The organism is Paenibacillus methanolicus (assembly GCF_008124765.1).
In the GTDB taxonomy this organism is placed as follows: domain Bacteria; phylum Bacillota; class Bacilli; order Paenibacillales; family Paenibacillaceae; genus Paenibacillus_Z; species Paenibacillus_Z methanolicus.
Map to the genome: position 1 here is coordinate 364,869 of NZ_VNHS01000007.1, position 25,457 is coordinate 390,325.

Here is a 25,457-nt window from a genome sequence, read left to right on the forward strand (position 1 = left end):
CATCGCGTGTTTTCCAGCCTCACGCCTGCCCCTTCCGATACTCCGACGGCGTCATTCCCGTAATCCGCTTGTACGTGTTGCTGAAGTACGCCAGATCCGAGTAGCCGACGCGTTCGGCGATCTCGGAGATGCGCAGCGTCGTCCGGGACAGCAGCTGCTTGGCGCGCTCCATCCGCTGCTCGAGGACGTAGTCGATGAAGTTCATTTTCATCTGCTGTTTGAACAGCTGGCTCAAGTAGGAGGGGTTCAGGTGCACCCTGGCCGCGATCTCCTGCAGCGTCACGTCGCCGGGCAACGCCTCCTGGATGTAACGGACCGCTAGCTTGATCGGCGATTCTTCGCGCTCCTTCTCCGCTTTGGATGGGAGAGGCTCCTCGATCGCGCCGCCTGCCGACCGGCGCATGCGGATCGTCTCCAGACATTTGCGCATATCGTCGACTTCCACCGGCTTCAGCAGGTAGTCCACGACCTGCGCCCGCAGCGCGAATTGGACGAACTGAAAATCGTCGTACCCGCTGATCATGACGACCTCGGGCGCTTTCGGGCGTTCGCGCAGCTGCTGCACGAGCGTCAAGCCATCCATCACCGGCATTTTCACATCCGTCATGACGATGTCCGCCTCATGGTAGTCCAGCCAGTCCAGCGCCTCCTGCCCGTTCGCGCATTCCTTCACCACTTGATAAGGCGATTCGCTGCGCTCAATGACCTTCCGCAAAGCGGTCCTTACCCATCGCTCATCATCCACCAGCACGATGCTTGGCATCGCGACACCTCCTCCGTCGTATTAACCCGCCCGATGCTCGGCATGGCCGCAGGGCAGACGCATCGTCACGCGCGTCCCCTTGCCCCAGGCGCTGTCGATCGCAAGGCCATACCCTTCGCCGAACAAATGCACGATCCGCCGGTGCACGTTCGCAAGGCCAATGTGGCTGCTATCGTGCGATGTCCCCGACTCCAGCAAACTCTGTTGAACGGCCGCCAGCCGGTCCTCCGGTATGCCCACGCCCGAATCCTCGATCGTAATCGACCACGTCCCGTCCAGCTCCGCGCGGGCGGCGATGCGGATGCGGCTCGCGCCGCCGCCGGCTTCGAAGCCGTGCACGATGCAATTCTCGACGAGCGGCTGGAGCGAGAACTTGGCGAAAGGCTGTTCGCGGAGCAGCTCCGGCACATGGAACTCGTAGGCGAGCCGATCCTCGAACCGGTATTTCATAATGCGCAGATACATGTCGCAGATATCCAACTCCTGCTGCAGCGTCACGTAAGGCGACGGATGACGGAGATTGTATCGCAGCAGGCGGGCCAAGGCCGATGCGACGTCGGCGATGTCGTCCATGTCCTGCTCGAGCGCCATGCCGCGGATCGTCTCCAGCGAGTTGTACAGGAAGTGCGGATTGATCTGGGCGATGAGCATCTTCAGCTCCATCTCCTTCTGCTGCAACGTCATCTCCGTCTCCTTCAGCTTGGAGAAATAAATCTGTTCCAGCAGCTCCTTCAAATTCCCGACCATTTTGTTGAAGCCATGCGTCAGCAGACCGAGCTCATCCCGGGAGGTGACGACCGCTTTGCTCTCGAAATCCCCCAGCTCCACGCGCTTCATGAGCCGCTGCAGCTGACGGACGGGATTGATGATGCTGGACGCGAGTCCGATCCCGAGGCAGTAGGCGACGCCAAGCGTGATGATAACGGTCCACAGGATGGTCCGGCCGATATACCCGATGCCCGACGTCAGCTCCTTATATGGCACTGCGGTGACAAGCGTCCAACCCAAGAAGGAAGAATGGCTGAAGGTGAGAAAGTTTTGCTTCCCGTCCGAGGACAGGATCGAACCGCTCTCCATCGTTTGAATTTCCTTCAAGCCGTCTAGCTGCGCCCGGCTCCCTAACTGGGATAGTTCGGGATGATAGACGTAGTGGCCTTGTGAATCCAAGATGAACATATAGCCGGTCTTGCCGATCGTGACGAGGTCCGCGATCTCCTGAAAGCGCTTGTAATTCACGTCGATGATGAACATCCCGATCGGTTCCAGCGTATGGGGGCTGACTAATCGCTTCACGATGGAGATAACCGGCTCCTCGCGGTCTTTCCACTTGATGACGCGGCTGACGAGCATCGGCTCCCCGTTGGCGGGCGCGAGCTGATACCAATATTCGTCCATGAGCGGCGCCAGCGGCTCGATGCTGTCGTCTCCCCGCAGATCGAGGATGAGGATGTTGCTTAAGAATAAGCTGATGTTGGATATATCCGATCGCGAATAGCCGGAATCCCGCAGCAGCTGCATGATCGGTTGGCGGATCTGAGACTGTTCGATTTCCTCCAGACTGTTCATTTTGAGCAGCTTCCCCATATCGGGGTGGTTAATTGTCTTGAGCGCGATGATCTCGATATCCCGGACGTAGTGCTCCACATGGGATTTGACCTGCTCGATGATTTGCCAGCTGTACTGCCGCGCTTCATGCTGCAGCACGCCGGAGGAGCGCTGGTACGAGATGAGACCGACGATGAGCATCGGGATAATGACGAGCACGGCGGAGAAGACGAGCAGCCTCGCGCCGAGCGAATGATCGCGCAGAAACACCGTGTGCATGAACCAGTGGCGCGCTTTGTTCCAGACCATGCGGACAGCTCTCCTTTGAAAGGTGGTTCAAAAAGTCGACAATTAATCACGAAGCAGATTCAAGACGTAACGCGACATCGAATCTTGCGATCAGGCTTGAAGTCCGGCGCTCATTTAGGTTGGCCTAAACTCCGCTCCTCCTTCTTCGCCTTCTCGCAACCTTCTCGGTGCTGAATTGTCGATTTTTGAACTCGATCGATAAAGGTGGTTCAAAAAGTCGACAATTAATCACGAAGCAGATTCAAGACGTAACGCGACATCGAATCTTGCGATCAGGCTTGAAGTCCGGCGCTCATTTAGGTTGGCCTAAACTCCGCTCCTCCTTCTTCGCCTTCTCGCAACCTTCTCGGTGCTGAATTGTCGATTTTTGAACGTTCACTTTATGCACCAAGCATTCCTGCAAGTGATGACTCCTTCATTATGCATGGCCGGCAGGAATTTCCGCAACGGACCGCAGCGCGAAAAACGGACGCCGCACGCGATTGCCGCTTGCGGCGCAATGGCGCGAAAGGAAAGAGGGAGGCATTGAGCCTCCCAAAAGAAAATCGCGATATGAGTTCGACTCGAGCGAGGGCAACGCCTTGCTTCGCAACCGTGATGGTCGTACGCTCCGTTGTCGCCCATTACGTCCGCTTAAAGCCTACTTCGAGCCTTCGATCGCCGCGAGCACGTCCTTGTAATCGGCGCGATATTCCTCGATCATCGGCTTGACCGCGTCCTGCCAAGGCTTAAGGTCGCTGACTTCGGTGACGGTGACGCCCGCCGCACGGACTTTGTCCTCCGATTCCTTCTCGAATTGCTTCCATTGTTCGCGCTGGTAGGCGATGGACTCGGTTGCCGCTTCCTTGATGATTTTCTTGTCTTCATCGGACAGCTTATCCCAAGTCACTTGGCTCGCCATAAGCACTTCCGGCACGCGTTGGTGGCCGTCGACGATAATGTGCTTCGCCTGCTCGTAGTGCTTGGAGGTGAAGTAGCTCGGCCAGTTGTTCTCGGCCCCGTCGATGACGCCGGTCTGCAGCGCGTTGAACACGTCGCCGTACGGCATCGGCGTGGCGCTGGCGCCGAGCGCGTCCATCAGGTCGATGTTGACCTTGTTCTGGATGACGCGGATTTTCTTGCCTTTGAGATCCTCGATGCTCGTCACCGGCTCGCGAGTGTAGAAGCTGCGGGCGCCGGAGTCGTAGTAGGCGAGCCCCATGAATTTGGACGAGCTGAGGTCCTCCAGCATTTTCTGCGCTTCGGGGCCGTTCAGGAACTTCCATTCATGCTCCTCGTTCTCGAAAATATAAGGCAAACTGAACACGCCGAACGCCTTGTTGAATTCCGCCAGCGGGCCGGTGCTGACGCGGGTGAATTCGATCGCGCCGAGCTGCACCTGCTCGATGACCGCCTTCTCCTCGCCGAGCTGGGCGGAAGGGAATACCTCGATCTTGATCCGGCCGCCCGATTTCTCGCCCACGAGCTCGGCGAACTTCTTATCGGCCAGCGTCGTCGGGTAATCCGCCGGGTGAGATTCGGCCAGGCGGAACGTATACGTCGGCTGCTTCTTCCCTTCGTCGCCGGAGGATGCGCCTTCATTAGCGGGAGCGTTGGCGTCATTCGCGCCGCTGCACCCTGCGAGCATCGCGCCGGATACCAGAACTGCCGTCAGGACCCCAGTGAACCGTTTCATCTTCATCGTTCATCATCTCCTCAGTTATCGTTCGTCGTTCATCGTCCATCTTCCTGTTTTGCGAATAATATCGTTGAAAGCGGATACATGTTGTAGGGAGAAAAGGTTCAATTTACGTTTACGGCGCGCCATTGACCAGATGCGGCAGCCATAGCGATATTTCCGGGATATACGTAACGAGCAGCAGGGCGACGCACATGGCGAAGAAGAACGGCCAGGAGGCTTTGGTCGCTTGACTGACCGGAACCTTGCCTATCGCGCACCCTATAAATAAGACGGTTCCAACCGGCGGGGTGATTAACCCGATGCCGCAGTTGAGGATCATGATGATGCCGAAGTGGACTGGATCGATGCCCAGCGCCGTGGCGACCGGCAGCAGAATCGGCGTCATGATCAGAATCATCGGCGCCATGTCCATCGGGAATCCGATGAGGAGCAGCAGCACGTTGATCATGAGCAGGATGACGGACGGGTTGTCCGAGACGCTCAGGAACATGTCGGTCAGCAGCACCGGCACCTTCAAGTAGGCGAGTATCCAGCCGAACGCGTCGGAGGCGGCGATCAGGAACAATACCATCGAGACGGTGCGGAACGTCCGCTTCAGCACGATGCCGATATGGCGGAGCGGGACATCGCGGTAGACGAAGAACGTCAGGATGAACGCGTACACGCAGGCGATCGCGCCGGCTTCCGTTGCCGTGAACCAGCCGCTGAGGATACCGCCTAGAATGATAACGCCCGTCATGAGCGAGAGGAAACCGTCGCCGATGATTTTGGGCACTTGCGACCATTTGATCGGCTCGCCCTTCGGATAGTTCCGCTTCACCGCGACCGAATACGAGATGATCATGAGCGTGAACATAAGCAGCAATCCCGGTACGATGCCCCCTAAGAATAGGTTGGAGACGGACACGCCGCCCGCGGCGACCGAGAACAAGACTAAGTTGTGGCTCGGCGGGAAAATAACGCCTTGAATCGAAGCCGACGTCGTGACCGCGACGGCGTAATCCGCGTCGTAGCCTTTCTTCTTCATCGCCGGGATGAGCACGGAGCCGATGGAAGACACGTCCGCCGCCGCGGATCCGGAGATGTTGCCGAAGAACATGCAGGCGACGCAGTTGACGAGCGCGAGTCCGCCGCGCACCGCCCCGACGAACAGCTGGGCGAAATTGACCAGCCGGACCGCCATGCCGCCGGCGCTCATGATTTGACCGGCGAGGATGAAGAACGGAATCGCGAGCAGCGAGAACGAATTGATGCCTTGAATCATGCGTTGTCCGACGACGACCCACGGCAGATCGAGGTAAATCATCGTGACGAGAGCCGACCCGGCAAGCGTAATCGAGATCGGGAACCGCAGCAGCAGCAGGGCGATGAACGTGCCGGCTAGTATGATGAGCGCGATCGTATTCACGTCTTCGGCACCTCCTCGTCGATGTTTTCGTGGCGGATCGTCTCAATGCCGATCAGCTGAAGCAGGGTGTAAACGCAGATCATGACGCCGGTGATCGGCATAACGAGATACATCACGCTGTTCGGCAGCTTCGTCGCGGCGAGGGTGGACTCGTTCATGAGCACGGTGAAGTCCCAGCCGTTCTTCACGAGATACAAGCCGAAGCCGAACACCGCGATCAGGATGACCTTGTCGATGACCCAATTCACCTTCTTCGGCAGCAGGTTGGTGAAGCTGTCCATCGCCAGATGAAGCTTCTCCCGGAACCCGATCGCAATGCCCATAAAGGAGAACCAGACCATGAGCAGCAGCGTCACCTCCTCCGACCAGAAGAAGACGAAGCTGAACAGCTTGCGGGTAATAACTTGAATCGTCACGATGACCACCATAGCAACGATGGCGATTAACGCGAAATGTTCGAAGAACGAATCGATCGCCAGCGCTATTCGTTTTATGGTCTTTTTCAACCGGATGCCCCCTTTGCGAAAGTGCGATTTGCTAATGTCCAATGTAAGTGCTTACATGAACTAAGTGTACGGGAGGACGCCGGTTTTGATAATGCGGGCGGTTTTAGGTCTTTTTGTAACTTTTTTAGGATCTGTTCCAAGTATCTGGTGCAAGGCGGGCGCGGACGGTATGATAATCTCGCAGATTACGCGCAGGGGAGGAAGATGGAGATGGGGAAGGAATTGAACGTATGGGAGCCTGCCGAGCCGGGCGTGAAGCGCAAAATTTTCAATCCGGGCGAGTCGATCATGATGATGGAGGTCCACTTCGAGGAAGGGGCGGAAGGGTACCTGCACAGCCATCCGCATGAGCAATTCTCTTATTGCCTGGAGGGGCGGATCGAGTTCACGGTGGACGGGGAGAAGACCGTCATCGCGCAAGGGGAGACGATCTTTATTCCGGGCGGGGCGAAGCACGGATGCCGCGCGCTCGCGGCGAGCAAGCTGCTCGATACGTTCACGCCGCTGCGGCTGGATTTGCTGGGACGGGCGTGAGCGGATAGGGCGTTCCGGTGCTCGCTTGTGAGGTGCGCGCGGATCGGTGACGCGTCAGGTGCTTCATCGGCGGGGATTGGAAGGATGCGGCATATCAAAGGTAGGGCGCTCTCGTATCGCGGGGGCGCCTTTTTTAACATATAGGAAAGTATAAGTTTCACGCCTATACTTCGGCCTATATGTCTCCGGAACGAAACTCGCCTCGCCTCAAAAGGCGGCGATAGCCGTTTCGCCTTGTGCGCGAAGCATATTCCGGATGAATATGGGATAAACCTATAACAGCAATTATATATTCAACATCAGCAACTTTTTATTGTAAAACGATAAAACATGTGGTAAAGTCAAATTAACTTCAATCAAAGCGAGGGGCTTTTCATGAAACGAGGAACAACGCTCTTTTTAAAGGCGGCCGTTATTCTCATGGGTATTCCGGTGCTGGCGCTGTGCATCTTCTTGGTGCCGGAGATCGCGGAATTTATCGTCGAGTTGTATCCGGATCATAAGTATTTGCAATATCTGATCTTTCTCATGTTCTATGGATCGGCGGTCCCGTTCTACATCGCGCTGTACCAGTCGTTCAAGCTGTTGATTTACATCGACACGAACCAAGCGTTCTCGGACCTGTCCGTGCTGGCGCTCAAGAACATTCGCAACTGCGCGCTGACCATTAGCGGCATTTTCGTGGTCGGTCTGCCGCTCTTCTATTTGATCGCGGAGCGGGACGATGCGCCGGGGGTTATCCTCATCGGCATGATCCTGATCTTTGCCTCCCTGGTCATTGCCGTGTTTGCCGCCGTGCTACAACGGCTTCTGCAAGAAGCGATTGCGATTAAATCCGAGAACGATTTGACGGTCTGAGGTGAGAACATGGCGATCATCATAAATATTGACGTAATGTTGGCGAAACGGAAAATGAGCGTAACCGAGCTGGCGGATCGGGTCGGCATCACGATGGCGAACCTGTCGATCTTGAAGAACGGCAAGGCGAAAGCGGTTCGGCTGTCCACGTTGGAGGCGATTTGCAAGGCGCTCGACTGCCAACCGGGCGATCTGTTGGAGTATCGCAGCGACGAGGATGGCGGGGATTAACGGCTAGCGGGAGGAATGGAATCCTGCTTCGCGATAAGAGTACGGCAGCTGGCCAGATGGTCGGCTGCCGTTTTGCGTTTCAGGGGAAGTGAGCGCTGCGTTTGATGGCCCCGATTTGGTTTAAATGAGTTTCGATCTCCGTACGGAACAGCCGCTTCAGCTCCTCGACGCTGGACGTGGAGCGATGTTATTATTTAGCATTTCCTGAAGGTGCGAAAGATAACGCAATTAATTGTGGATGAGGAGGCGTATTGTGTGGGGGGAAGTATGAGCAAGATTAAACCTTTTTTCATGTTGGCGTGCTTTTTGCTGGTGTTTTCGGTTGTGGCTGTTTATCTTCCAGTAGGCGTTAGGCACGCGATAGCGCTGCTCCAAAGTTACCATGAAGCAGAGATGGATGTTTCGAATAGGGGATTCGGTGGATTTGGTCTACTTATCGTTGCAGCGATCGCCATGATCGCGAATCTCACCGTCGGCAATCTCTTTCTGGGGGTTATTTACTATTTGTTTATGATCAAAGAGCGGAATTTGCGTATTGTGATCATCGCAGTTGCGTTGTGGTCGTGGCAAGCGGTTCCTGCCAGTTTGTGATTATTATTTTTATGTGAATGTGCGGGGGAGTTACGACAATGGTTCGAAGGGTCGCATTTCTGATTTTCATCATATTCATAACGAGTATATTATTTACGTTAATTCCGGGACGTGTTCTCGATGTTTTGAAATTGTTTTTCGATCATCGGCCTGAACCCGGTTTGGACATGTTACCCGCACTGCACGAGGAGCACACCGAAATTGCATTTCGGATGCTGGTTATGAATTTTTTTTGGTAAGGCATCGTGTTCTTTCTATGGACGCGGTATATCGAAAATCAATGGAGGATTCGCCCGTTTCTGCAGGGTATCTTGATTGTGCTTCTCGTTTCGTTCTTCATCCAGTTGATTTGGAGCGTAAACGTGGAATATTCTTTGCCGCCGTTGGAGTATAACTTGGCGTGACGAACCAGGGGAAGATAATTTTTCAATATTCTAATTCCTGAAATCACCAAGTGCGAGATAATTATGCAGTCTGCTATAATCATAGCGGTATTCAGTAAATGGAGTCGACGGTTAGAGAGGACGTATTGGCATGGGCACTTGGGGAGAAGGCATAACGCAAGACGATGTTGTTTTAGATGTAATAGGAACCTATCAGCATATTTTGAAATATACGCAGGATATCGCCGAAGCGACGCGCATTTGCTTGGAGAATTTCGGGGACGTATTGGAGGACGAGGACGAAGGACCTCTCGTATGGCTGGGCATCGCGAAAGCGCAGTGGAGTTACGGCAAAGTCGATGAATCGATTATCGCGCAGATCGAGCAGGATTTGGAACAGGAGAACGGCTTGGACAGCTGGAAGGTCGAATCGGAGAAAGCGCTGCTGAAGCGTAAACAGGCGCTCCAGACGTTCTTGCATCAGTGTCGTCAGCCGAACCCGAAGGTGCGAAAAATCCCAAAACTCGTCATCCGCAAACCTTTGTTTCAAGACGGGAATTGTTTGTCCTTGCAGCTAAGCGATACGAAATATGGGGCGGCCGTCGTGATTAAGACAGATGAGAAGGATCCGGAATACGGTAAAAATGCAGTGGTTGCGCTTGAATATTACGGTTCGGAACCGCCATCCCCGGATATCTTCGCGAGCGCGCGGATTCTGCAGATCACTTATCAAAACGGACGAAAAGAACCCTTGAGTACCTGGTGTGCTTCCCAGGGTTTCCGAAGCTACAAGAAACAGGTGCAAGTCGTTGGGAAAACGGGTATTGAACGCTTTGCGCTCATTAAAGACTATCGATACGCCGATTGGCAGTTCCTCTTTACCTTCGTCAAACAGCTGGGAGAGAATCCTTCTGCTACAATGGGATTCTAATGCTAGTAGGCAGCCTAACCGGCTGCCTTTGTTTTTGTTAAGGCAGAACACGAAAGGATTGACATAAAAATCCATATCACATAAAATCTAACTAGTTAGTTAATTTGGATATAGAGGTTAAACGACAATGACGGAACGAATAAAAAGACCCTATGATGCTGCCCGCGCGAAGTCGGCGATATTGGCGGCCGCCGAGCAGTTGTTCGCGGAACATGGTTATTCTGCCGCGCGAATTGATGCGATTGCCAGCGCATCGGGTTATAACAAAAGCCTCATTTATCAATATTACCAAGACAAATTGGGGCTTTATGTCGCAGTCATCCAGAGAGCTGATCAATTTGGTAACGAAGCTTTTAACGCGGCGGTGGCAGAGATGTTAGCGGATGCGGAGTTGACTCATAGTCCGGATAAATTCCGGCGATTCCTGGAAGCCGTGCTCAGAACGTCTTACCGGATCATGAACGACAATCCCAACTACGTCAAAATATTCGCGTGGGAAGCGGCAGAGGGATGGAAGACGTGGAAACAGATTTCGTATGCCATGGATGAGTTCACACCATTCTATGAACTGGCGTGCGAAGCCAAGAAGAATAAGATCATTCGTCAAGATATCGAACCCATCATGATTCCCATTCTCTTAATGAATAGTATTATTCCTTTTGTCCAATCCTTTAAGCGGCTCGACGGCCCAACGAATGATAGTCTCGACGTGGGGATGAACCAAGAAGCTTTCGTGGAACAGCTTGTGAAGCTGGTTATTTATGGCGTGATGGAGCCCTCATTGCTATAAAGGCAGAGAAATCTCATCACTCATTTCATTTAAAACTAACTAGTTGTTTAATTTTAATGAGGAGGAATCAACGATGCAAAGATTTAATCGGAAAGTCGTGATCGTCACGGGAGGCGCAAGCGGTATAGGGGCCATGACGGCCCGGTTGTTCGCGGAAGAAGGCGCAAGCGTCGTGCTGGCGGATATAGCCGAGGATGGGCAGAGGCTCGCCGATGAATATCGGGCAGCAGGACTAGAGACATCCTATCTTCAAGTCGATGTCACGAAGGAAGACGAAGTGATGCAGATGGTAAAGGATACGGTTGCGAAGTACGGCCGTCTGGATATCTTGTTCGCTAACGCCGGCATCGCAAGCGACGGAGCGGCCGATCAGATCGACTTTGAGGAATGGCAGCGTGTGATAGATATTAACTTAACGGGCGTGTTCCTAAGTAACAAACATGCCATCCAACAAATGTTAGCGCAGAACAACGGCGGCGCCATCGTGAATTGCGGCTCGGTTCATAGTTTCGTCGGGAAAGCCAGAGTTGCTGCCTACGCGGCGGCCAAGGGCGGGGTAAAGTTATTTACGCAATCTTCGGCAGTTGCCTACGCTTCAAAGGGGATACGCATCAATGCGGTGTGTCCCGGCTACGTTGAAACCCCGCTGATCAATCATATACCGGAGTCGGCAAAACAGTATTTAATTAGCCTTCATCCGATTGGAAGACTGGGAATGCCAATCGAGGTGGCCAAAGCAGTCTTATTTCTAGCTAGCGATGACGCATCGTATATAACGGGGACGAGTTTAATGGTCGATGGAGGATATACAGCCGTGTAGTTGAATAACGTCGAAATATCGTTTTTCCATAACAGAGAGCATAACCATCATGGTCATGCTCTCTGCTCCATTCCGCCATCAATAACCCTTTAACTCAATCCCGTTAGCCGCTTTCTCAATCATCTTGCCGATCATGTTGAACGTCGCGGTCATCAGGAACGGCACGCGAAACATCCAATCTTGCAGCAAAATTTTGTAGCGGGAGGTCGCGACCATGCCTTGGGCGGCGGACAGTCCGATCTTCTGATTCTTCTCCACGAACGCGCGCATCTCGTTCTCGTAGGATAGGAAGGCCTTGGTATAATCGCCCTGGGCAGCCTTCAACTCGCCGGCCAGCACGTATGCGCCAACGAGCGCAAGGCTCGTGCCCTGGCCGGAGAGCGGCGACGGGCCATAAGCCGCATCGCCGACAAGCGCTACTCGGCCGTTCGACCAAGCGGGCATATGGATTTGGCAGATCTCGTCAAAATAAAAATCTTCCGTTTGCTTCATCGCCTGAAGAAGCCGCGGAGTTTCCCAGCCCGTTTCGATGCCGAACGCATCGGCTACGAGTTTCTTTTGCGCTTCGATGTCGTGCCGGTCGTATGGTAGCGGCGCCGATTTGAAGACGAACAACCCCTTCGCTTCGGTGTTCGCGCGCGTGCTGTACATCCCCGCCGTCTTGCCGGGAATGGCATAGAACCGTTGCTGATGGTCGAGGTTCAAGTGATTGGGTGCGGCGAATATCGAGATGTAGCAGCCGAGCGTCCGTTTAAACTGCGATTCTTCGCCGAACGTCAGCTTGCGCACATGGGAATGAAGACCATCCGCCCCAATCACGATATCGAACATTCGCGGCTTGGCATGAACGAATCGGACGAGGACGCCTTCCTGCGTCTCCTGGATCGCGGATATCGAATCCCCCCATATGTAATGGCTCGTATCCTTGGTCGCCTTGTACAAAATGTCCGTCAGATCGTCGCGCATCACTTCGATGTCTACGCCATGCCGGTTACCCATGCTAGCTTCGCTTATGCGCCCTTTGATCGTGCCGTTGCGATCGACGAAATAAACCCCGGTCATATTCGTGTCCGCCGCTTGAACTTGAGGCAGAACGCCCATCCGCTCCAGAACCGCGATCGCCGCGCCTCGAACATCCACGCCGTAACCGCCCCGCCGAAGCGCAGGGGCGCGTTCGACGATCGTCACCTCAAACCCGTACCGGTGCAGCCAATAGGCGAGCGCCGGCCCCGCAATGCTTGCGCCGGATATCAGAATTCGCTGTTTTCCAGACATGTCGCGATACCGCTCCCATCTTCTCGAGAAATCAAATCAGGCGTCATTTCGATGCGCGTTACGGTTGTCCGTTGCATCAATCGTATAGGACCTATACAATCTATGCGCGAATTTGCAGCTTATAACGTGGATACCGGGCGAGCTGCCCGATCGGTGTCTTTTCGTTGAAGTTACTCGCCCATCAACTCCGACACGGTCTTAAACCCATACCCCTTCGAACGAAGTCCGTCAATAATACCCTTGACCGCCTGCATGGATGGCGTCCGGCTCTCGTACATGACATGGAGAAGAATGATCGAACCCGGCTTCGCGTGCTCAACCGTATGATCGACCATCCGCTGCGCATCGCCGGCGATCTCCCCGATTGAATCTGGCTCGACATCCCAAAGTATCGTTTGCCGGTCATGTTCGTGCAAGTAATATGGCAGCACGAGCAGCTTCTTCCCATAAGGCGGCCGGAACGGTATCGGTCCTTCGTAGCCGTACGAGCGGATGATCGCGTCCGTCTGCTCGATTTCCTCTTTCACGAACGAAGGAGATTTGAACATCATGCGGTCGTGCGAATACGAGTGGTTGCCGATCTCGTGACCCGCTTCGATCAGCTGCTTGGTCTCCTCGGGGTTCGCCTCCATCTCCGCGCCGGTCAAGAAAAAGGTCGCCTTCACGCCCTCCTCTCGCAAAATGGAGACGATCTCTTCCGTCCTCCCGGTAGGGCCGTCGTCGAACGTAAGCGCCACCGCCTTCTCCGACGTCTCCACATGGTTGACGATGCCGCCGTAAAGTTGAAACTCGCGAGATCCCGACAACTTTAGCAGCCCATAGCCGACGAGCGCGAGTCCAATAACCGTACCGAGGGTAATAAGCAGCGTTCTTCGCAGCCGCTTCATTCTTTTATTCATGGGATTCACCTTCTTCTGTAGTCTCTCTGATAGGTTGACGATAACAGGGGTTGAAAGGATGTTCCGAAACGCGTTAACATACAGTTGTGACAATAGTTTCCTAATATTTCCTTGAGGGGTTGATCAAGCTTGTACGGAAAACGCACTTCGCTTCTGCAGCCGTTCCCCTCCTATGATGGTGTCGTGCGATGAAAAGGCGCATGATCTGGATCGTACTGATCGCCATAGCGAGCTGCGTGATTTTCATCGTCTACCAATCGTATCCGCGTACGATCGACGTGACGTTGACGGGCGTGAGGTATCAGCTCGGAGCGAAAGGCGCGAAGGTAGAGGAGGAGCCGGCAACTGTAGTCATAAAAGGGAAGTTGCACGCGAAACTCAAGGGTCAACGTACGTTTCGTGGGGAAGTGACGATTGTCGGCGAACAAATTCCGGTTCCCGCCGATCAGCGGCAGGTGGAGATCCGTTTCGCGGAAGAAGGCTGGGGAGCGATCGCCTATCCTTATTTTATCTATGATGAGCGAGGAGCTGTCTCGGGGAGCAATATTTACAACTCGCATCTTCTCTTCGCGAACAAGGATTTCTCACAGGTCAGTCTACTGCTAGCGGAACAAGTCCCGGAGTCGAAAGACGGGCTGAGCGCTCACACCCTCTGGGATGCCGAGCATGGTTGGGTGCTTTCGGCGCCTGCCGCTACGCGCGAAGAAGGGCTGGCCATCTCGAATGTGCTGATGCGCGAGTATCTGAAGACGTATGGAGAGCTGGAATGACCGGTGACGCCTGCAATTGTTCGAAAAGAAGACGGGAGATGAGAGCCATGAAGCAAACCTTCGCTTTAGCTGGGTCCGTTTTGTTCGTATGCGGGACGTTCTTGTTTGGCCTGGTCTATTGGATCATTGCGCGCTATGCGCCGAATATGTCGGGGTGGATCGGTGTGCAATTGTTGGCGGCTTTGAACCAAACGTTATTGACAATACCTTTTATCCTCAGCATCGTATTCATGCTTGTCGGCGCGGCATTGTTTGCCGTTGTGCTTAAGGCAGACTTGGATAAGGAGAAAACTACGAAACAAAATATCAGGACTGAAGCTAACAATAGAGCTGAACCATAAAATGACGGCGGTGATGACGAAATGAACTTGGCGAATAAAATTACGATGGCGAGAATCGGGCTGATCCCGCTTTTTGTGGCGGCGCTTCAACCGTACCCCCTGTGGATGACGGAGAAATGGGAATGGCTGCAGTATCTCAATGAGTATGGCTTGTATTGGGCGGTAGCTATATTTGTTCTGGCCTCGGCGACCGACAAGCTCGATGGATACGTGGCTCGAAAATACAACCAGATCACCAATCTGGGCAAGCTGCTAGACCCGCTCGCGGATAAGCTGTTAGTCTCGGCGGCTTTAATCCTGATGGTGCAGCAGCACATGATTCCGTCTTGGATCGCGGTCGTCATCATCGGTCGGGAGGTCATGGTATCCGGCATTCGCATTCTCGCCGCGGCGAAGGGCGTCGCGCTTGCGGCGGACAACCATGGGAAGATCAAGCTCGTGCTCCAGGTCGTCGGCATTACCGCGGTGCTGTTAGGCAACTACCCGTTCTCGTATGTCACGACGCTCCCCGTTGACCTGACGATCATGATCGCGGCCGTCGCGGTAACCGCTTATTCGGGCTACATGTACATGAGGAATAATTACCGGGAATTGCAGCTGGAATGGTAGAGCAGTCTCGGTGTAATCGGGGAACGGAGGAGCGGGTATGGAACTTCTTGTAATCGTTATACTGGTTGTCGGGTTGCTGGGGATGATCGGGAACCAATATTCGATGCTGCGGAAGATGGAGCGTATCGAAGAGGTGCTGAAGGAGATACGGGATAAGAAGTAGACGCTCGCGAGATAGAGGGGAGCTGGAGTAGCGATGGATCGGAGTCTTCTATTTAGGTTGGTTCATCTATATTGTGATGAGAAGAGAAATGAAGTAGCGCTTGTACCTAATGGATGGCGTGAGAAACTGGGGATTGTATCGCTTAGTATCGTGGAGCGTATTCGTCTGCCCTTCGGCGAAGAGGAGTTATATCAAGCGGTAATGAGCATGCTGAATCGTTGTTACTCCATGGAGCGCCGGAATTTCCTGCGAAAGACGATACGTTAACGAAGATGTTAGGCGGTAAAAATTGGGCGTCTGCAACTAGAGGCAAGAAACTAATCGCGATCAGATGGACGAAGGACGAGGGTTATATCGTGTATCCAACCAAGAGAGGCCACGGCGGCGGATATCAATATTTTACGGACAAGGGTGTTAATCTTGGAATGGAGCTTGAGCCAGGGGCACTATTAACAGCCGTACAAGGAAGCTTGGACCTATCCTTGCGTTAACGAGTAAAGAAGACGATATTCATGGGGGAGTCACAGTGGGAACGAAGTTCGGCAACGTCCTCGTCAAAATCGACAACATCGAAGAGGTCACTTCAGCTGCAACCTGGATGGGTCAGCATACTAAATGATTGGTTTGGCAGCGGGGAGGCCGAGGACTTTGGCGAAGCCTTGTCGGAGTATTTAACCCGTCCTGTGTTGACATGCTCCTATTTCGACGATGATATATTGAATATCAATTTGTATCAGAATGGCGAGAAGTTGACGGGTCAATGCTGGTGTTCGAATTCAGCTTATGAGATTGAGTGGAAGGATGTCCGGCTCACGAATTCGGCTGTTCCGGCCCCGCCATCCGATATTATAAAAAAGGGAGCCGCAAGCAGCTCCCCAGCAGAGGAATAGATCATCCAGGCCAATGGATGCGATCTATTCCTTTTTGGCTTGCGACGCATCGTTCATGGCGAAAGCCTCGTTCATCGACGCAACTATTTAACGGTTCCCTCGTCTGATAAATAGCTGGATGATTTAGGAAAAGAAACTGCGGAGGTCTATCATGCCTTATCCCATGGTTCATTTTGCGATTGCGTCGGCGCTCTGGTCGCAGCAACCGCGCCCGGGGTTCGTCATCGGGAGCATTGCTCCGGATGCCGTGCACGTCAGAGGACAGGTGACAAGAAGAGAGAAGGGAATGACGCATTTCGTAGCGGAAGATCAATTCCCGCCCCTTGAAGCGCTGAAGGAGAAGTGTTTGCATTATATAGGCTTGCACCCTGAACTGGATTGGAAAGACTACATACTCGGTTATATTGCGCATATCTATGCGGACATCAGGTGGACGGAGACGGTGTACGCGGATTTCGAGAAGGCATACCAAGGCGAGCGCGAGCAAATTAGACGGACCTATAACGTGGAGTCGGATCAGGCGGAATTCGAGCTCATGCGGAAGGCGGAATGGGCGGACGTCATCCTGAACCAGCTGCAGACTGCTCAAGCTTACGCGATTGAACCGTTGTTAACCGATCGCGAAGTCAGCCAATACCGAGATATCAAGCTGGCTTGGCTGCGCAACAAGGACAATGAACCCCGGATCGCCCCGGGCTACTTGCGCGAGGATGTTATTCGACCGTTCGTTTCGCGGACAGCGGCGGAATTGCGCGAACTCTATCAACAATGGGGGCTTATGCGATGAGAAAGGTCATCCTACTCGCGTTACTGACACTGCTAATGGCAGCGGATTCGCAGTCTGCTATTGCGGCACAGGTTCAAATCCATATAGACGGCGTTGCCCTTGCGCCGGATGTGCAGCCGAGGACGCTGGACGATCGCACGATGGTGCCATTGCGCGTCGTTGGCGAGAATTTGGGGGCGCAAGTGGCTTGGTCGCCTTCCCAAGTGACTCTCACCAAGAATAACCTGAACGTCGTCTTGCATCTGGATCGCGCGACGGCGCAGATCAATGGCGAAGCAATCGCGCTTGACGCCAAACCGTATTTGCAGCAAAATCGCGTCATGGTTCCGCTCCGTTTTGTCGCGGAGACGTTCGATTGCAAGGTTCAATACGGCAACGGCGTCGTTACGATCCAGACGAAGCCGCTCGTCATCGACGGCGTGCCCGTCAAAGCGCTGCAAGAAGAGCTCCACATGTCTTTCGGCGGCATCATTCAGCAAGCTCGCGGGAATGCGTACTTGGCTTCCGTGTACAACCTGCTGACCGACAATAAAGGCGACAACGTCGAAGCCCCCACCCGGTACGCGTGGAAGCTGAATCTTGTGGATGACGGCGATTATTACAAAATACGTCAATTCGATTTTCTGGACGCCAAGGGAAACAGCTTAGCGCGCTTCGATCTGTACACGTTAACCGGCGCATCGAAAGAAGCTTACTCGGCGTGGCCGAAGGTTTTGCTTTACGACGACTCGGCGAAGGCGTGGTTTCTGTTCAACGATGCGGCTAAAGAAGCCATACTGGCGTTGATGGATACGGCCGCCAACAATGGGTTCATGACGGTCATCGAGAATTCCGTGCCGTAAGCGCGATAGATACCAGCCATAACCGCAATCATCGCTAACGCTCGTTCTCTCCGGGCTGAACCAAGGGAACGATGTTCGAGGCTTCCCGGCCGGCCACCAGGCTTTTATCCTCGAATCGCGTGGACAACACGACAAGAGTCGTCGAGAATCCGTAGGCGTTGCACGCTTCCAAGAAGGCTTCCAGCGTCTCGCCGGTTTCGGTAACCACCTTCAGTAAATAATTGAATTCGCCGCTCGTACGGTAGAAGTCGACGATTGCGGGGGACGCCTCGCAGAACGCTTCGAATTCCTTGCAGGACTTGGACTTGAACAAGACGAACGCCGTGGTATGCTTGCCCAGCTTGGACGGGGCGATTCGCGCGCGATAACCCTCGATGACCTCGCGTTCCTCTAATTTCCGAAGCCGTTCGGTTACGGCCGGCTGCGACATCGCGATCATGCGGCTCATCTCCGAGACCGTAATCCGGGCGTTATCATGCAGAATAGACAGGATTCTCCTATCGATATGGTCCATGAACAGGTCACCTCATTATGTTCAGGTATGCGGGGGAAACAACGATGGAAATAAGGTTTGGAGCCCCAAACACCTTCATCTTCTTATTCAGATTGTAGGGCGGATCCCATAAAATGTCACTATAAACGAAATAAACGAATAAGGGAGACGGATGGCCATGATCGCGAATGAAATGAAGAAGGTTGAAGGGTTGGAATATGTGACGATCGGCGATGGCGTGCGGATTGCGTATCGGTTGGATGGATCGGCCGAGAAGCCGGTGCTCCTGCTCGCGAATTCCATCGCGACTTCGATGGACATGTGGGAGGGACAGATCGCCGAGCTTACCCGACATTTCCGCGTGCTTCGTTACGATTATCGGGGACATGGCGGCTCGGATACGCCGGACGGTCCGTATTCGTTCGACCGATTGGGGCGGGATGTCGTCGAGCTGCTCGACGCGCTGCAATTCGAACGCGTGCACGTGCTCGGGCTGTCGCTCGGCGGCGCCGTCGCGCAATGGCTCGGGATCTACGCGCCGGAGCGGATCGATCGGCTCATTCTGAGCAATACCTCCTCATACTTAGGGCCCGCCGACCAATGGGAGGGTTTGATCGCCGCCGTGCAGGAGCCGGGGAAGCTTCCGGAATTTGCCGATATGTTCATCAAGAACTGGTTACCTGCGCATCTGCTGGCGTCGGATAACCCGATCGTCGCTTCGTTTCGCGAGATGGTGCTGGCGACGCGTCCGCAGGGTATCGCGGGCAGCTGGGCGGCGATCCGCGACATGGATATGCGCCGGACGGCCGCGCTCATCAACCGCCCGACGCTCGTGATCGCGGGGCAATACGACACGGTGACGCTTCCGGAGCACGGCGAGCTCCTCGCCAAGACCGTCCCCGGCGCGAAGCTGCTCGTCCTGCCCGCCGTTCATCTGCCGAACGTGGAGTTGCCCGCCGAATTTCTTAGCGCGGTGCTTGCGTTTTTGCAAGAGGAGTAAGGCGTAATGGTTCGACGCGAAGGCGGCGACTAATCTTATCGGTTGGAAGGTGCGCGGGTATAACCGTGGAGAACGAACGTTCAGCACTATAGGAGCAGTTTACCGCCAAGGCGGGGAGCCGCTCCTTGTGTTGTTAAGGATTCATAAACGATTATATCGCTTATTCCATTAAAAAAGAGATTATGAGCTTGCCTTTGCCAGACAAAAACGAACGGGTAGATGCGGTATCGGCAGCTAGGAAGCTGGTGGGAAACGGGAATGGAATGCAATTTTTTGGCACGATGTTAATTAGATCGGAACTTACCCTGGAACAATTACATGATTATTATACGGCGTCTCGGAAAAAGGATCGGAGCTACATAGTAGAACGGCAAGCGGGTAATGAAATTGATTTTATTGATCATGGCGACTTGATCTTTAAAGAATTACCTACAGATGAAGCACGAAGCGACTATTATATCGTCTATACTTGGGGGAGTAGTAATTATCCATTAAGCGATCTTAATTTACGAGGGCATTAAATTCCGATGAAGGCTGGTATGGTGATGAGCATACGTTACACTTCGAATCTTGAAGGTATGACGAAAGAGGCGCTGCAAGACTTATTTCTTTCGGTAGAGTGGGAATCGGCGAAGTATCCAAGCGAGCTTTTGCAAGCGATGAAAGGATCTCATTCGATTGTAGCGAGTTGGGATGGAGATAAGTTGATCGGGATCATAAATGCGCTATCCGATGGCGTATTGACCGTATATTTTCATTACATGCTCATCAATCCAAGCTATCAGGGGAAGGGGATCGGGTCGAGCATGATGGATATGATGCTGGGTCGATACAAAGGATGTAAAACAAAGGTGTTGATCTCCTATCCGAGCGCCGTGGAGTTTTATCATAAATGCGGGTTCTCCCAAGAAGATGGAGCCACGCCCATGTTTATTTCCGAGTTGGTTTGATGCATAGCGACATTATAAAAACTACCAAATCATACAAAATATTGGGTGCGAGTGTTATACTGAAAATAAGTATAGGAGATCTTCGTAAGGAGGGATCAAATTCCGATGAATGTAGCCGTCAAGTTGCTGCGCAAGCTTCAAAACCGCGAAATCCAGCATAAGCTGGACGTTTATCGAGACAAAGCGGAGCTCATCAGGGAACGGAATTTGGAAGCATGGGATGATCGACAGCTTCAAGCGGAGTCCCTCCGGCTGCAAAAAGAAGCCAGATCGGGTACGCCTTTGGATGAGCTGCTTGTCGATGCTTATGCGTTAGTCTGCGAAGCCGCGAAGCGAACGCTCGGCTTACAGCCTTACGACGTCCAGATCATGGCTGCCATCGCGCTGCACGAGAGGTTTCTAATCGAACAGCATACCGGTGAAGGGAAAACGCTCGCTGCCGTTATGCCGGTTTATCTAAATACGCTGACCGGCCAAGGCGTTCATGTGCTGACGTTTAACGATTATTTGGCCAAGCGAGACGCGGAGTGGATGGGCCCGATCTATCGTTCCCTCGGGTTAACGGTCGACTCGGTACAAGCGGGCATGAGCCTAATCGAGAAACGGGAAGCGTACGCCAAGGATATTACCTATGTTACGGCTAAAGAGGCGGGATTCGATTACTTGCGAGACACGATCGCGTTGGGCGAAGCCGATACCGTGCATCGTCCGTTCCACTACGTACTCGTCGACGAAGCCGATTCCCTGCTCCTCGACGAAGCGCGGGTGCCGCTCGTCATCACCGGCGAGTCGGGGTCTTCCGGCAACGACGGCATTCGTTACGCGGAAGTGGCTCGGCAGCTGGCGCAAGGCGCGCATTACGAGTTCGACGAGTTTCAGCGGAACGTTTACTTGAATGAAACAGGCGCCGCGACAGCGGAGTCGCTGCTGGGATGCGGCAATTTGTACGAGAGCCATAACAGTCAGGTATTAACGTCCATCCATTGCGCGCTGCATGTGGAATCGTTATTGCGAAGAGACGTCGATTACATCGTCCGTGACGGGAAGATTCAACTTATCGAGGAATATACCGGCCGCGTGGCGGAGAATAAGTATTTGCCGGACGGGCTGCAAGCCGCGCTAGAAGCCAAAGAAGGGCTGCAGTCGAAAGGCGGCGGGAAAATTCTCGGGACGATTACCCTTCAGCACTTTATTAGCCTGTATCCGAAAATTTGCGGAATGACGGCTACCGCGCACGCTTCCGCTATGGAATTCGAAGCTATTTACGACCTGCGAGTTCTGCCCATCCCGCCTAACCGGCCAAACATACGGATCGATCATCCGCACCGGATTTATACCCATAAAGAAGCCAAGCTTAAGGCCCTTGTACAAGAGATCGCGTCGATCCATGCGACGGGACGCCCAATTCTCATTGGTACGTCAAGCGTCGAGGAGTCGGACAGGCTGGCGGAAGCGCTAGCGGTCGCCGATGTACCTTGTCATGTGCTGAATGCGAAGAACGACGCCGAGGAAGCCGAGATCATTGCCAAGGCGGGAGAAATCGGCGCCGTAACGGTGTCGACGAATATGGCTGGACGCGGCGTCGACATACGGCTCGGCGGCGGCGACCCCGCGCAAGCAGACATTGTCGCCAAGCTGGGCGGGTTGTACGTGATCGGTACGCATGTGAACGAAAGCGTCCGGATCGACGACCAACTGCGCGGACGTTCCGGCCGCCAAGGCGACCCGGGAACTTCCGTATTTTTCGTAAGTTTGGAGGACGAGCTGCTGCTTCGATTCGGCATGAATCAAGCGATTCGCGTTGCTAGACAGGATGAGGCGCTCGAGGAGTCGGCGCTCCGCGGCAAAATCGCCCATGTTCAGCGCGTGACGATGGGGCAGAATTTCCATATCCGCCAGGAACTGAACCGCTATTCGGATATGGTGGAAGATCAGAGGCGAATTCTGTACGAAGAGCGGCTCGGCATTTTGAAAGGCGAGCGGCCGATGAGCCCTTCGGAGCAGCGGGTGCGGCTATTTTATATCGACGAGTTCTGGGCGGACCATCTGGCGTATGTTTCATACCTTCGCGAAGGCATCCACTTGGAGAGCCTGGCCAGCCGCAGTCCGATCGACGAGTTTCATGTGCAAATCACGCAAGCATTCGAGCAGCTTCCGGCGAATATCGATCAGGCGTCGACGAATATGCTTGGAAGGCTCAACGGTTCGAATGATCCGGCGAAGTGGGAAGAGTTCGGTCTGAAGAGCCCTACTTCCACGCGGACTTACATCATCAACGATCAATACATCCAACATACTCGCAGCTCCTGGACAGCGGAGACGATTATGGCTTTTTGGATTCGCAAAATTTTGAGACTGGTATTGCGGCCGGTATATAGGCTGTCCAAGTACTGAGAATGACGGAGGTTCAGGAATGCTAAACAAAATTGTCCCTTATCAAGAGCGCGATCATGATAAGGTCATCGATATTTGGTACCAGGCTGTATGCCATACGCACGCATTTTTAACGGACGAGGATATTGAATTTTATCGGCAGATGCTTCAAAACGGGGCATTGAAGGAAGTCGAGATTTGGTTGGAAGTGAACGAAAATAATGAACCGGTCGGGTTTATCGGGCTTGACGGAACAAAGATCGAGATGCTGTTCGTAGACCCGCAATATCATGGCAGGGGCATAGGCAGCCGAATGATACGACATGCCGAAAAAATCAAAGGAAGCCATCTCCAGGTTGATGTGAACGAGCAAAATGACGGAGCATGCACATTCTATCAACGATTGGGTTTTGTGCAGATCGGACGGTCCGAACGAGACAGTTCGGGACGCCCTTTTCCTATACTGCATCTCGTATTAGGAAGCTAATCGATGGAACATAGCAATTCATAACAAATCACTATGTTTCATACATGGTATGATTTGATGGCTAGAAAGGAATAGGAAAGGTCGATTCGAAAAGGAGAGGGTGTACAGATGAAGACTTTAGGATCGATGAACGTGGATGTGATTACACTGTTTGTTGAGGACTTTCAGCAGGTTAAGACGTTCTATCGGGAAGTATTCGGAATTCAAGCCGTGTATGAAGACGAGGTTTCGGCGGTTTTTGATTTCGGGAATATGAGCGTGAACCTCCTGAATATTTCCGCATCCTACGAATTGATGAAGCCGGGAACGATCGCGACACGCGAATCCGGATCTCGTTTCCTGCTCACGATTCGGGTGGATGACCTGTCTTCGGTCTGTACGGAATTGGAACAACGCGGGGTTACTCTTCTTAATGGTCCGATCGACCGGCCGTGGGGAGTACGCACGGCTTCCTTCCTCGATCCGGCAGGACATGCATGGGAGATTGCGCAACAATTGGCATAAGATTAGGGGAGGTTCGATGAAGACGTGATCGTGGAAACATTTGAAAGTCTGAACGCCAGAGTACAGTTGCGCCAAATCTTCTCGCTGCCTTCGTACCTGGATGACTATTACTTTGATCCCGAGAATCGATTCCTGGTCAGCAACGGACCGCTGGTGCTGAATCGGCATCTGCCGCTCGATTGGGAAGAACTTGAACGCCTGGCTCCAGAGGGAGACCGGGACATACATGGGCTGGTCGTTCTCGGCGATCTGACCATTGAAGGTAACGTGCTGAATACCAACATGGACAGTGGTCCGCTGCTGCTGGTGCAGGGGAATGTCATTGCCCGCAACATTCTCGCCGGCGGCTCTGAAATTTTCATCAACGGAGACGCCCATATTCGCGAAGCGGTCTATGGCTATTACAATCACGGCTCCATAGAGATTGCGGGCACACTTCATGCAGGCTTGATCGTCATGGACGATCATATGTACAACATCAAAATAGATAGTACGAAGGTTCCGGCTCAATATCTCGATGCGGATTTCAGCGATGGTTCCGACGACCTGAAGGCGTTGAGCACTATCCTCAGGCAAGAGATCGACTCTTTGGAAGGCTTAAGAAATCTTATCCTCGAGGGCGATGATATTCTGAAGCCCGAAGCGCAGAACTTGCTCAAGTGAACGCCGTCCGGTACTTATTCTCAAACCTTCATTACCTGTTCCCGACAGCCCGATAATCCGGTTCCCATCAATCCAGGGTTCCGGCTTATCGGGCTGTCAACGAAGCAGCTGGTTGAACGATCGCAATAGGCGGCTCTGATAAGTTTATAAAGTCTGACCGCTATCCACGGTAATCGCTTGCCCTGTCATTGCTTCCTGTTCCAAGGCCGCGCAGATGAATGAGGCGATATCTTCAGGCGTCGAAATATGTCGCAGCAGAAGATGCGGAGCTAAGCGCTGCATTTGTTCTTCTCTTCCAGCCCACCATCTTGTGGCGACGGCTCCTGGCACAATGCAGTTAACCCGGATATCGGGCGCTAACGCTCGCGCTAACGATTTTGTCAGGCCGTGAACGGCAGCCTTCGATACCGCATAGGGAAGAGAGGACCCCAGTCCGGTTTGTCCTGCGATACTACCCACATTGACGATTGCCCCCTGCTTGTTTTTTTTCATGTGAGGGGCTACGGCGCGCGCGCAATAAAACATGCCTTTTACGTTCACATCGAACAATTCATCCCATATTTCCCCGGTCACGGCCTCCAGATCTTCCATCGGAATATGCTTGGTGATACTGGCGTTGTTGACGAGCAAGTCTACCGTTCCGTATTGCCGAACAATGGTTTCAACCATCTCCCGGACTTCCTTGTCCTTGGATACGTCTGCTTGCACCGCCGCCGCTTGTCCGCCTTCCGTATTGATTGTTCGAACGGTTTCTTCCGCATCGGTTTGAGAACGGGAATAGTTCACCATAACGATCGCCCCTCGTTTGGCCAGCATGAGGCTGGTTGCTCTGCCGATCCCTGTTCCGCCTCCCGTAATCAGAACCACTTTGTTATTCATCTCCATGACGCACACGCTCCTTCTGTCCTAATCTCATCATGATGATTGTAAATCTTCTCATCAAATTTGTATAATTGAACGAATTGAAGAGAATGTTCAAGAAAATTGAATTCCTCTTCAACGGCTCGCTCCTCCTAAGATACAATTCAGTTATTACTATTCTTTCCGTTTACAGGTTTAAG

At 53.3% G+C, this 25,457-nt stretch carries 29 protein-coding genes; 20 read left to right on the forward strand and 9 right to left on the reverse strand.

Annotation, left to right across the window (positions count from 1 at the left end):
- Positions 1 to 19: 19 nt before the first annotated feature.
- From BCM02_RS19900 to BCM02_RS19920, 5 genes are all read right to left on the reverse strand, one after another.
- Positions 20 to 763 (reverse strand): response regulator transcription factor, encoded by a 744-nt coding sequence (locus tag BCM02_RS19900; RefSeq protein ID WP_148930863.1) that lies wholly within the window; start codon positions 761 to 763, stop codon positions 20 to 22.
- Positions 764 to 784: 21 nt separating this feature from the next.
- Positions 785 to 2,617 (reverse strand): sensor histidine kinase, encoded by a 1,833-nt coding sequence (locus BCM02_RS19905; protein ID WP_148930864.1) that lies wholly within the window; start codon positions 2,615 to 2,617, stop codon positions 785 to 787.
- Between the two features lie 640 nt (positions 2,618 to 3,257).
- A complete protein-coding gene (locus BCM02_RS19910) occupies positions 3,258 to 4,298 on the reverse strand; it encodes a TRAP transporter substrate-binding protein (RefSeq protein ID WP_148930865.1) in 1,041 nt (346 codons plus the stop codon).
- Positions 4,299 to 4,410: 112 nt separating this feature from the next.
- Positions 4,411 to 5,706, reverse strand: a complete 1,296-nt coding sequence (locus BCM02_RS19915) for a TRAP transporter large permease (protein ID WP_148930866.1) — start codon at positions 5,704 to 5,706, stop codon at positions 4,411 to 4,413.
- Entirely contained in the window at positions 5,703 to 6,212 is a 510-nt protein-coding gene (locus BCM02_RS19920; protein ID WP_246183464.1) for a TRAP transporter small permease, read from the reverse strand. The genes BCM02_RS19915 and BCM02_RS19920 overlap by 4 nt, the downstream gene beginning before the upstream one ends.
- A gap of 210 nt (positions 6,213 to 6,422) precedes the next feature.
- Between BCM02_RS19920 and BCM02_RS19925 the strand changes: the two genes are divergently transcribed.
- The 7 genes from BCM02_RS19925 to BCM02_RS19955 all read left to right on the forward strand — a co-directional run bounded on the left by BCM02_RS19925 (position 6,423) and on the right by BCM02_RS19955 (position 11,350).
- Positions 6,423 to 6,746 (forward strand): cupin domain-containing protein, encoded by a 324-nt coding sequence (locus BCM02_RS19925; protein WP_148930867.1) that lies wholly within the window; start codon positions 6,423 to 6,425, stop codon positions 6,744 to 6,746.
- 375 nt (positions 6,747 to 7,121) lie between these two features.
- On the forward strand, positions 7,122 to 7,604 hold the full coding sequence (locus BCM02_RS19930; protein ID WP_148930868.1) for a DUF2975 domain-containing protein: 483 nt from the start codon (positions 7,122 to 7,124) through the stop codon (positions 7,602 to 7,604).
- 9 nt (positions 7,605 to 7,613) lie between these two features.
- Positions 7,614 to 7,835 (forward strand): helix-turn-helix domain-containing protein, encoded by a 222-nt coding sequence (locus BCM02_RS19935; RefSeq protein WP_148930869.1) that lies wholly within the window; start codon positions 7,614 to 7,616, stop codon positions 7,833 to 7,835.
- Between the two features lie 267 nt (positions 7,836 to 8,102).
- A complete protein-coding gene (locus BCM02_RS19940) occupies positions 8,103 to 8,426 on the forward strand; it encodes a hypothetical protein (protein ID WP_148930870.1) in 324 nt (107 codons plus the stop codon).
- Between the two features lie 534 nt (positions 8,427 to 8,960).
- Positions 8,961 to 9,740, forward strand: a complete 780-nt coding sequence (locus BCM02_RS19945) for a hypothetical protein (RefSeq protein WP_148930871.1) — start codon at positions 8,961 to 8,963, stop codon at positions 9,738 to 9,740.
- A gap of 127 nt (positions 9,741 to 9,867) precedes the next feature.
- Positions 9,868 to 10,530 (forward strand): TetR/AcrR family transcriptional regulator, encoded by a 663-nt coding sequence (locus tag BCM02_RS19950; RefSeq protein WP_148930872.1) that lies wholly within the window; start codon positions 9,868 to 9,870, stop codon positions 10,528 to 10,530.
- Positions 10,531 to 10,603: 73 nt separating this feature from the next.
- Complete coding sequence (locus BCM02_RS19955) at positions 10,604 to 11,350, forward strand: SDR family NAD(P)-dependent oxidoreductase (protein ID WP_148930873.1); 747 nt, start codon at positions 10,604 to 10,606, stop codon at positions 11,348 to 11,350.
- Positions 11,351 to 11,428: 78 nt separating this feature from the next.
- On the opposite strand, the gene BCM02_RS19960 is transcribed toward BCM02_RS19955, so the two are convergent.
- Together BCM02_RS19960 and BCM02_RS19965 are read right to left on the reverse strand one after the other, a co-directional pair.
- Positions 11,429 to 12,625: an FAD-dependent monooxygenase gene (locus BCM02_RS19960; RefSeq protein ID WP_148930874.1), complete on the reverse strand. Its 1,197-nt coding sequence runs from the start codon at positions 12,623 to 12,625 to the stop codon at positions 11,429 to 11,431.
- Positions 12,626 to 12,795: 170 nt separating this feature from the next.
- A complete protein-coding gene (locus tag BCM02_RS19965) occupies positions 12,796 to 13,524 on the reverse strand; it encodes a polysaccharide deacetylase family protein (protein WP_246183465.1) in 729 nt (242 codons plus the stop codon).
- Positions 13,525 to 13,712: 188 nt separating this feature from the next.
- Between BCM02_RS19965 and BCM02_RS19970 the strand changes: the two genes are divergently transcribed.
- The 6 genes from BCM02_RS19970 to BCM02_RS19990 all read left to right on the forward strand — a co-directional run bounded on the left by BCM02_RS19970 (position 13,713) and on the right by BCM02_RS19990 (position 17,926).
- A complete protein-coding gene (locus BCM02_RS19970) occupies positions 13,713 to 14,294 on the forward strand; it encodes a hypothetical protein (protein WP_148930875.1) in 582 nt (193 codons plus the stop codon).
- Positions 14,295 to 14,341: 47 nt separating this feature from the next.
- Positions 14,342 to 14,635, forward strand: coding sequence for a hypothetical protein (locus tag BCM02_RS19975; protein WP_148930876.1), 294 nt, complete (start codon positions 14,342 to 14,344; stop codon positions 14,633 to 14,635).
- A gap of 21 nt (positions 14,636 to 14,656) precedes the next feature.
- Positions 14,657 to 15,244 carry a CDP-diacylglycerol--glycerol-3-phosphate 3-phosphatidyltransferase gene (pgsA, locus tag BCM02_RS19980; protein ID WP_148930877.1) on the forward strand — a complete coding sequence of 196 codons (588 nt, stop codon included), beginning with the start codon at positions 14,657 to 14,659 and terminating at the stop codon, positions 15,242 to 15,244.
- A gap of 37 nt (positions 15,245 to 15,281) precedes the next feature.
- On the forward strand, positions 15,282 to 15,407 hold the full coding sequence (locus BCM02_RS36355; protein WP_281288212.1) for a hypothetical protein: 126 nt from the start codon (positions 15,282 to 15,284) through the stop codon (positions 15,405 to 15,407).
- A gap of 1,041 nt (positions 15,408 to 16,448) precedes the next feature.
- Positions 16,449 to 17,084: a zinc dependent phospholipase C family protein gene (locus tag BCM02_RS19985; protein WP_148930878.1), complete on the forward strand. Its 636-nt coding sequence runs from the start codon at positions 16,449 to 16,451 to the stop codon at positions 17,082 to 17,084.
- On the forward strand, positions 17,081 to 17,926 hold the full coding sequence (locus BCM02_RS19990; RefSeq protein WP_246183466.1) for a copper amine oxidase N-terminal domain-containing protein: 846 nt from the start codon (positions 17,081 to 17,083) through the stop codon (positions 17,924 to 17,926). The genes BCM02_RS19985 and BCM02_RS19990 overlap by 4 nt, the downstream gene beginning before the upstream one ends.
- A gap of 34 nt (positions 17,927 to 17,960) precedes the next feature.
- Here the strand turns inward: BCM02_RS19990 and BCM02_RS19995 are convergent, their stop codons facing one another.
- Positions 17,961 to 18,440, reverse strand: a complete 480-nt coding sequence (locus tag BCM02_RS19995; protein ID WP_148930879.1) for an Lrp/AsnC family transcriptional regulator — start codon at positions 18,438 to 18,440, stop codon at positions 17,961 to 17,963.
- A gap of 157 nt (positions 18,441 to 18,597) precedes the next feature.
- Between BCM02_RS19995 and BCM02_RS20000 the strand changes: the two genes are divergently transcribed.
- The 7 genes from BCM02_RS20000 to BCM02_RS20030 all read left to right on the forward strand — a co-directional run bounded on the left by BCM02_RS20000 (position 18,598) and on the right by BCM02_RS20030 (position 24,396).
- Complete coding sequence (locus BCM02_RS20000) at positions 18,598 to 19,419, forward strand: alpha/beta fold hydrolase (RefSeq protein WP_246183467.1); 822 nt, start codon at positions 18,598 to 18,600, stop codon at positions 19,417 to 19,419.
- A 188-nt stretch (positions 19,420 to 19,607) separates the two neighbouring features.
- Positions 19,608 to 19,940, forward strand: coding sequence for a hypothetical protein (locus BCM02_RS20005; RefSeq protein ID WP_148930881.1), 333 nt, complete (start codon positions 19,608 to 19,610; stop codon positions 19,938 to 19,940).
- A gap of 6 nt (positions 19,941 to 19,946) precedes the next feature.
- Complete coding sequence (locus tag BCM02_RS20010) at positions 19,947 to 20,369, forward strand: GNAT family N-acetyltransferase (protein ID WP_246183468.1); 423 nt, start codon at positions 19,947 to 19,949, stop codon at positions 20,367 to 20,369.
- A 105-nt stretch (positions 20,370 to 20,474) separates the two neighbouring features.
- The gene (gene secA2 / locus BCM02_RS20015) at positions 20,475 to 22,763 is read left to right on the forward strand and encodes an accessory Sec system translocase SecA2 (protein ID WP_148930882.1); all 2,289 of its coding nucleotides are present in this window, start codon (positions 20,475 to 20,477) and stop codon (positions 22,761 to 22,763) included.
- Between the two features lie 19 nt (positions 22,764 to 22,782).
- On the forward strand, positions 22,783 to 23,229 hold the full coding sequence (locus BCM02_RS20020) for an acetyltransferase (RefSeq protein WP_148930883.1): 447 nt from the start codon (positions 22,783 to 22,785) through the stop codon (positions 23,227 to 23,229).
- 108 nt (positions 23,230 to 23,337) lie between these two features.
- Entirely contained in the window at positions 23,338 to 23,733 is a 396-nt protein-coding gene (locus BCM02_RS20025; RefSeq protein ID WP_148930884.1) for a VOC family protein, read from the forward strand.
- Between the two features lie 24 nt (positions 23,734 to 23,757).
- Entirely contained in the window at positions 23,758 to 24,396 is a 639-nt protein-coding gene (locus BCM02_RS20030; RefSeq protein ID WP_148930885.1) for a hypothetical protein, read from the forward strand.
- Positions 24,397 to 24,540: 144 nt separating this feature from the next.
- On the opposite strand, the gene BCM02_RS20035 is transcribed toward BCM02_RS20030, so the two are convergent.
- Positions 24,541 to 25,281 carry an SDR family NAD(P)-dependent oxidoreductase gene (locus BCM02_RS20035; RefSeq protein WP_148930886.1) on the reverse strand — a complete coding sequence of 247 codons (741 nt, stop codon included), beginning with the start codon at positions 25,279 to 25,281 and terminating at the stop codon, positions 24,541 to 24,543.
- Positions 25,282 to 25,457: the final 176 nt, after the last annotated feature.

Bases quoted from the DNA above. Each gene is read 5' to 3' on its own strand.
- BCM02_RS19950 (WP_148930872.1), top strand. From the start codon at position 9,868: ATGACGGAACGAATAAAAAGACCCTATGATGCTGCCCGCGCGAAGTCG.
- BCM02_RS19935 (WP_148930869.1), top strand. From the start codon at position 7,614: ATGGCGATCATCATAAATATTGACGTAATGTTGGCGAAACGGAAAATG.
- BCM02_RS19925 (WP_148930867.1), top strand. From the start codon at position 6,423: ATGGGGAAGGAATTGAACGTATGGGAGCCTGCCGAGCCGGGCGTGAAG.
- BCM02_RS19910 (WP_148930865.1), bottom strand. From the start codon at position 4,298: ATGAAGATGAAACGGTTCACTGGGGTCCTGACGGCAGTTCTGGTATCC.
- BCM02_RS19970 (WP_148930875.1), top strand. From the start codon at position 13,713: ATGAAAAGGCGCATGATCTGGATCGTACTGATCGCCATAGCGAGCTGC.
- BCM02_RS19945 (WP_148930871.1), top strand. From the start codon at position 8,961: ATGGGCACTTGGGGAGAAGGCATAACGCAAGACGATGTTGTTTTAGAT.
- BCM02_RS19995 (WP_148930879.1), bottom strand. From the start codon at position 18,440: ATGGACCATATCGATAGGAGAATCCTGTCTATTCTGCATGATAACGCC.
- BCM02_RS36355 (WP_281288212.1), top strand. From the start codon at position 15,282: ATGGAACTTCTTGTAATCGTTATACTGGTTGTCGGGTTGCTGGGGATG.
- BCM02_RS19900 (WP_148930863.1), bottom strand. From the start codon at position 763: ATGCCAAGCATCGTGCTGGTGGATGATGAGCGATGGGTAAGGACCGCT.
- pgsA (WP_148930877.1), top strand. From the start codon at position 14,657: ATGAACTTGGCGAATAAAATTACGATGGCGAGAATCGGGCTGATCCCG.
- BCM02_RS19965 (WP_246183465.1), bottom strand. From the start codon at position 13,524: ATGAATAAAAGAATGAAGCGGCTGCGAAGAACGCTGCTTATTACCCTC.
- BCM02_RS19985 (WP_148930878.1), top strand. From the start codon at position 16,449: ATGCCTTATCCCATGGTTCATTTTGCGATTGCGTCGGCGCTCTGGTCG.
- BCM02_RS20010 (WP_246183468.1), top strand. From the start codon at position 19,947: ATGAAGGCTGGTATGGTGATGAGCATACGTTACACTTCGAATCTTGAA.
- BCM02_RS20020 (WP_148930883.1), top strand. From the start codon at position 22,783: ATGCTAAACAAAATTGTCCCTTATCAAGAGCGCGATCATGATAAGGTC.
- BCM02_RS19955 (WP_148930873.1), top strand. From the start codon at position 10,604: ATGCAAAGATTTAATCGGAAAGTCGTGATCGTCACGGGAGGCGCAAGC.
- BCM02_RS19975 (WP_148930876.1), top strand. From the start codon at position 14,342: ATGAAGCAAACCTTCGCTTTAGCTGGGTCCGTTTTGTTCGTATGCGGG.
- BCM02_RS19930 (WP_148930868.1), top strand. From the start codon at position 7,122: ATGAAACGAGGAACAACGCTCTTTTTAAAGGCGGCCGTTATTCTCATG.
- BCM02_RS19940 (WP_148930870.1), top strand. From the start codon at position 8,103: ATGAGCAAGATTAAACCTTTTTTCATGTTGGCGTGCTTTTTGCTGGTG.
- BCM02_RS19990 (WP_246183466.1), top strand. From the start codon at position 17,081: ATGAGAAAGGTCATCCTACTCGCGTTACTGACACTGCTAATGGCAGCG.
- BCM02_RS19960 (WP_148930874.1), bottom strand. From the start codon at position 12,625: ATGTCTGGAAAACAGCGAATTCTGATATCCGGCGCAAGCATTGCGGGG.
- BCM02_RS20035 (WP_148930886.1), bottom strand. From the start codon at position 25,281: ATGGAGATGAATAACAAAGTGGTTCTGATTACGGGAGGCGGAACAGGG.
- secA2 (WP_148930882.1), top strand. From the start codon at position 20,475: ATGAATGTAGCCGTCAAGTTGCTGCGCAAGCTTCAAAACCGCGAAATC.
- BCM02_RS20000 (WP_246183467.1), top strand. From the start codon at position 18,598: ATGATCGCGAATGAAATGAAGAAGGTTGAAGGGTTGGAATATGTGACG.
- BCM02_RS19905 (WP_148930864.1), bottom strand. From the start codon at position 2,617: ATGGTCTGGAACAAAGCGCGCCACTGGTTCATGCACACGGTGTTTCTG.
- BCM02_RS20025 (WP_148930884.1), top strand. From the start codon at position 23,338: ATGAAGACTTTAGGATCGATGAACGTGGATGTGATTACACTGTTTGTT.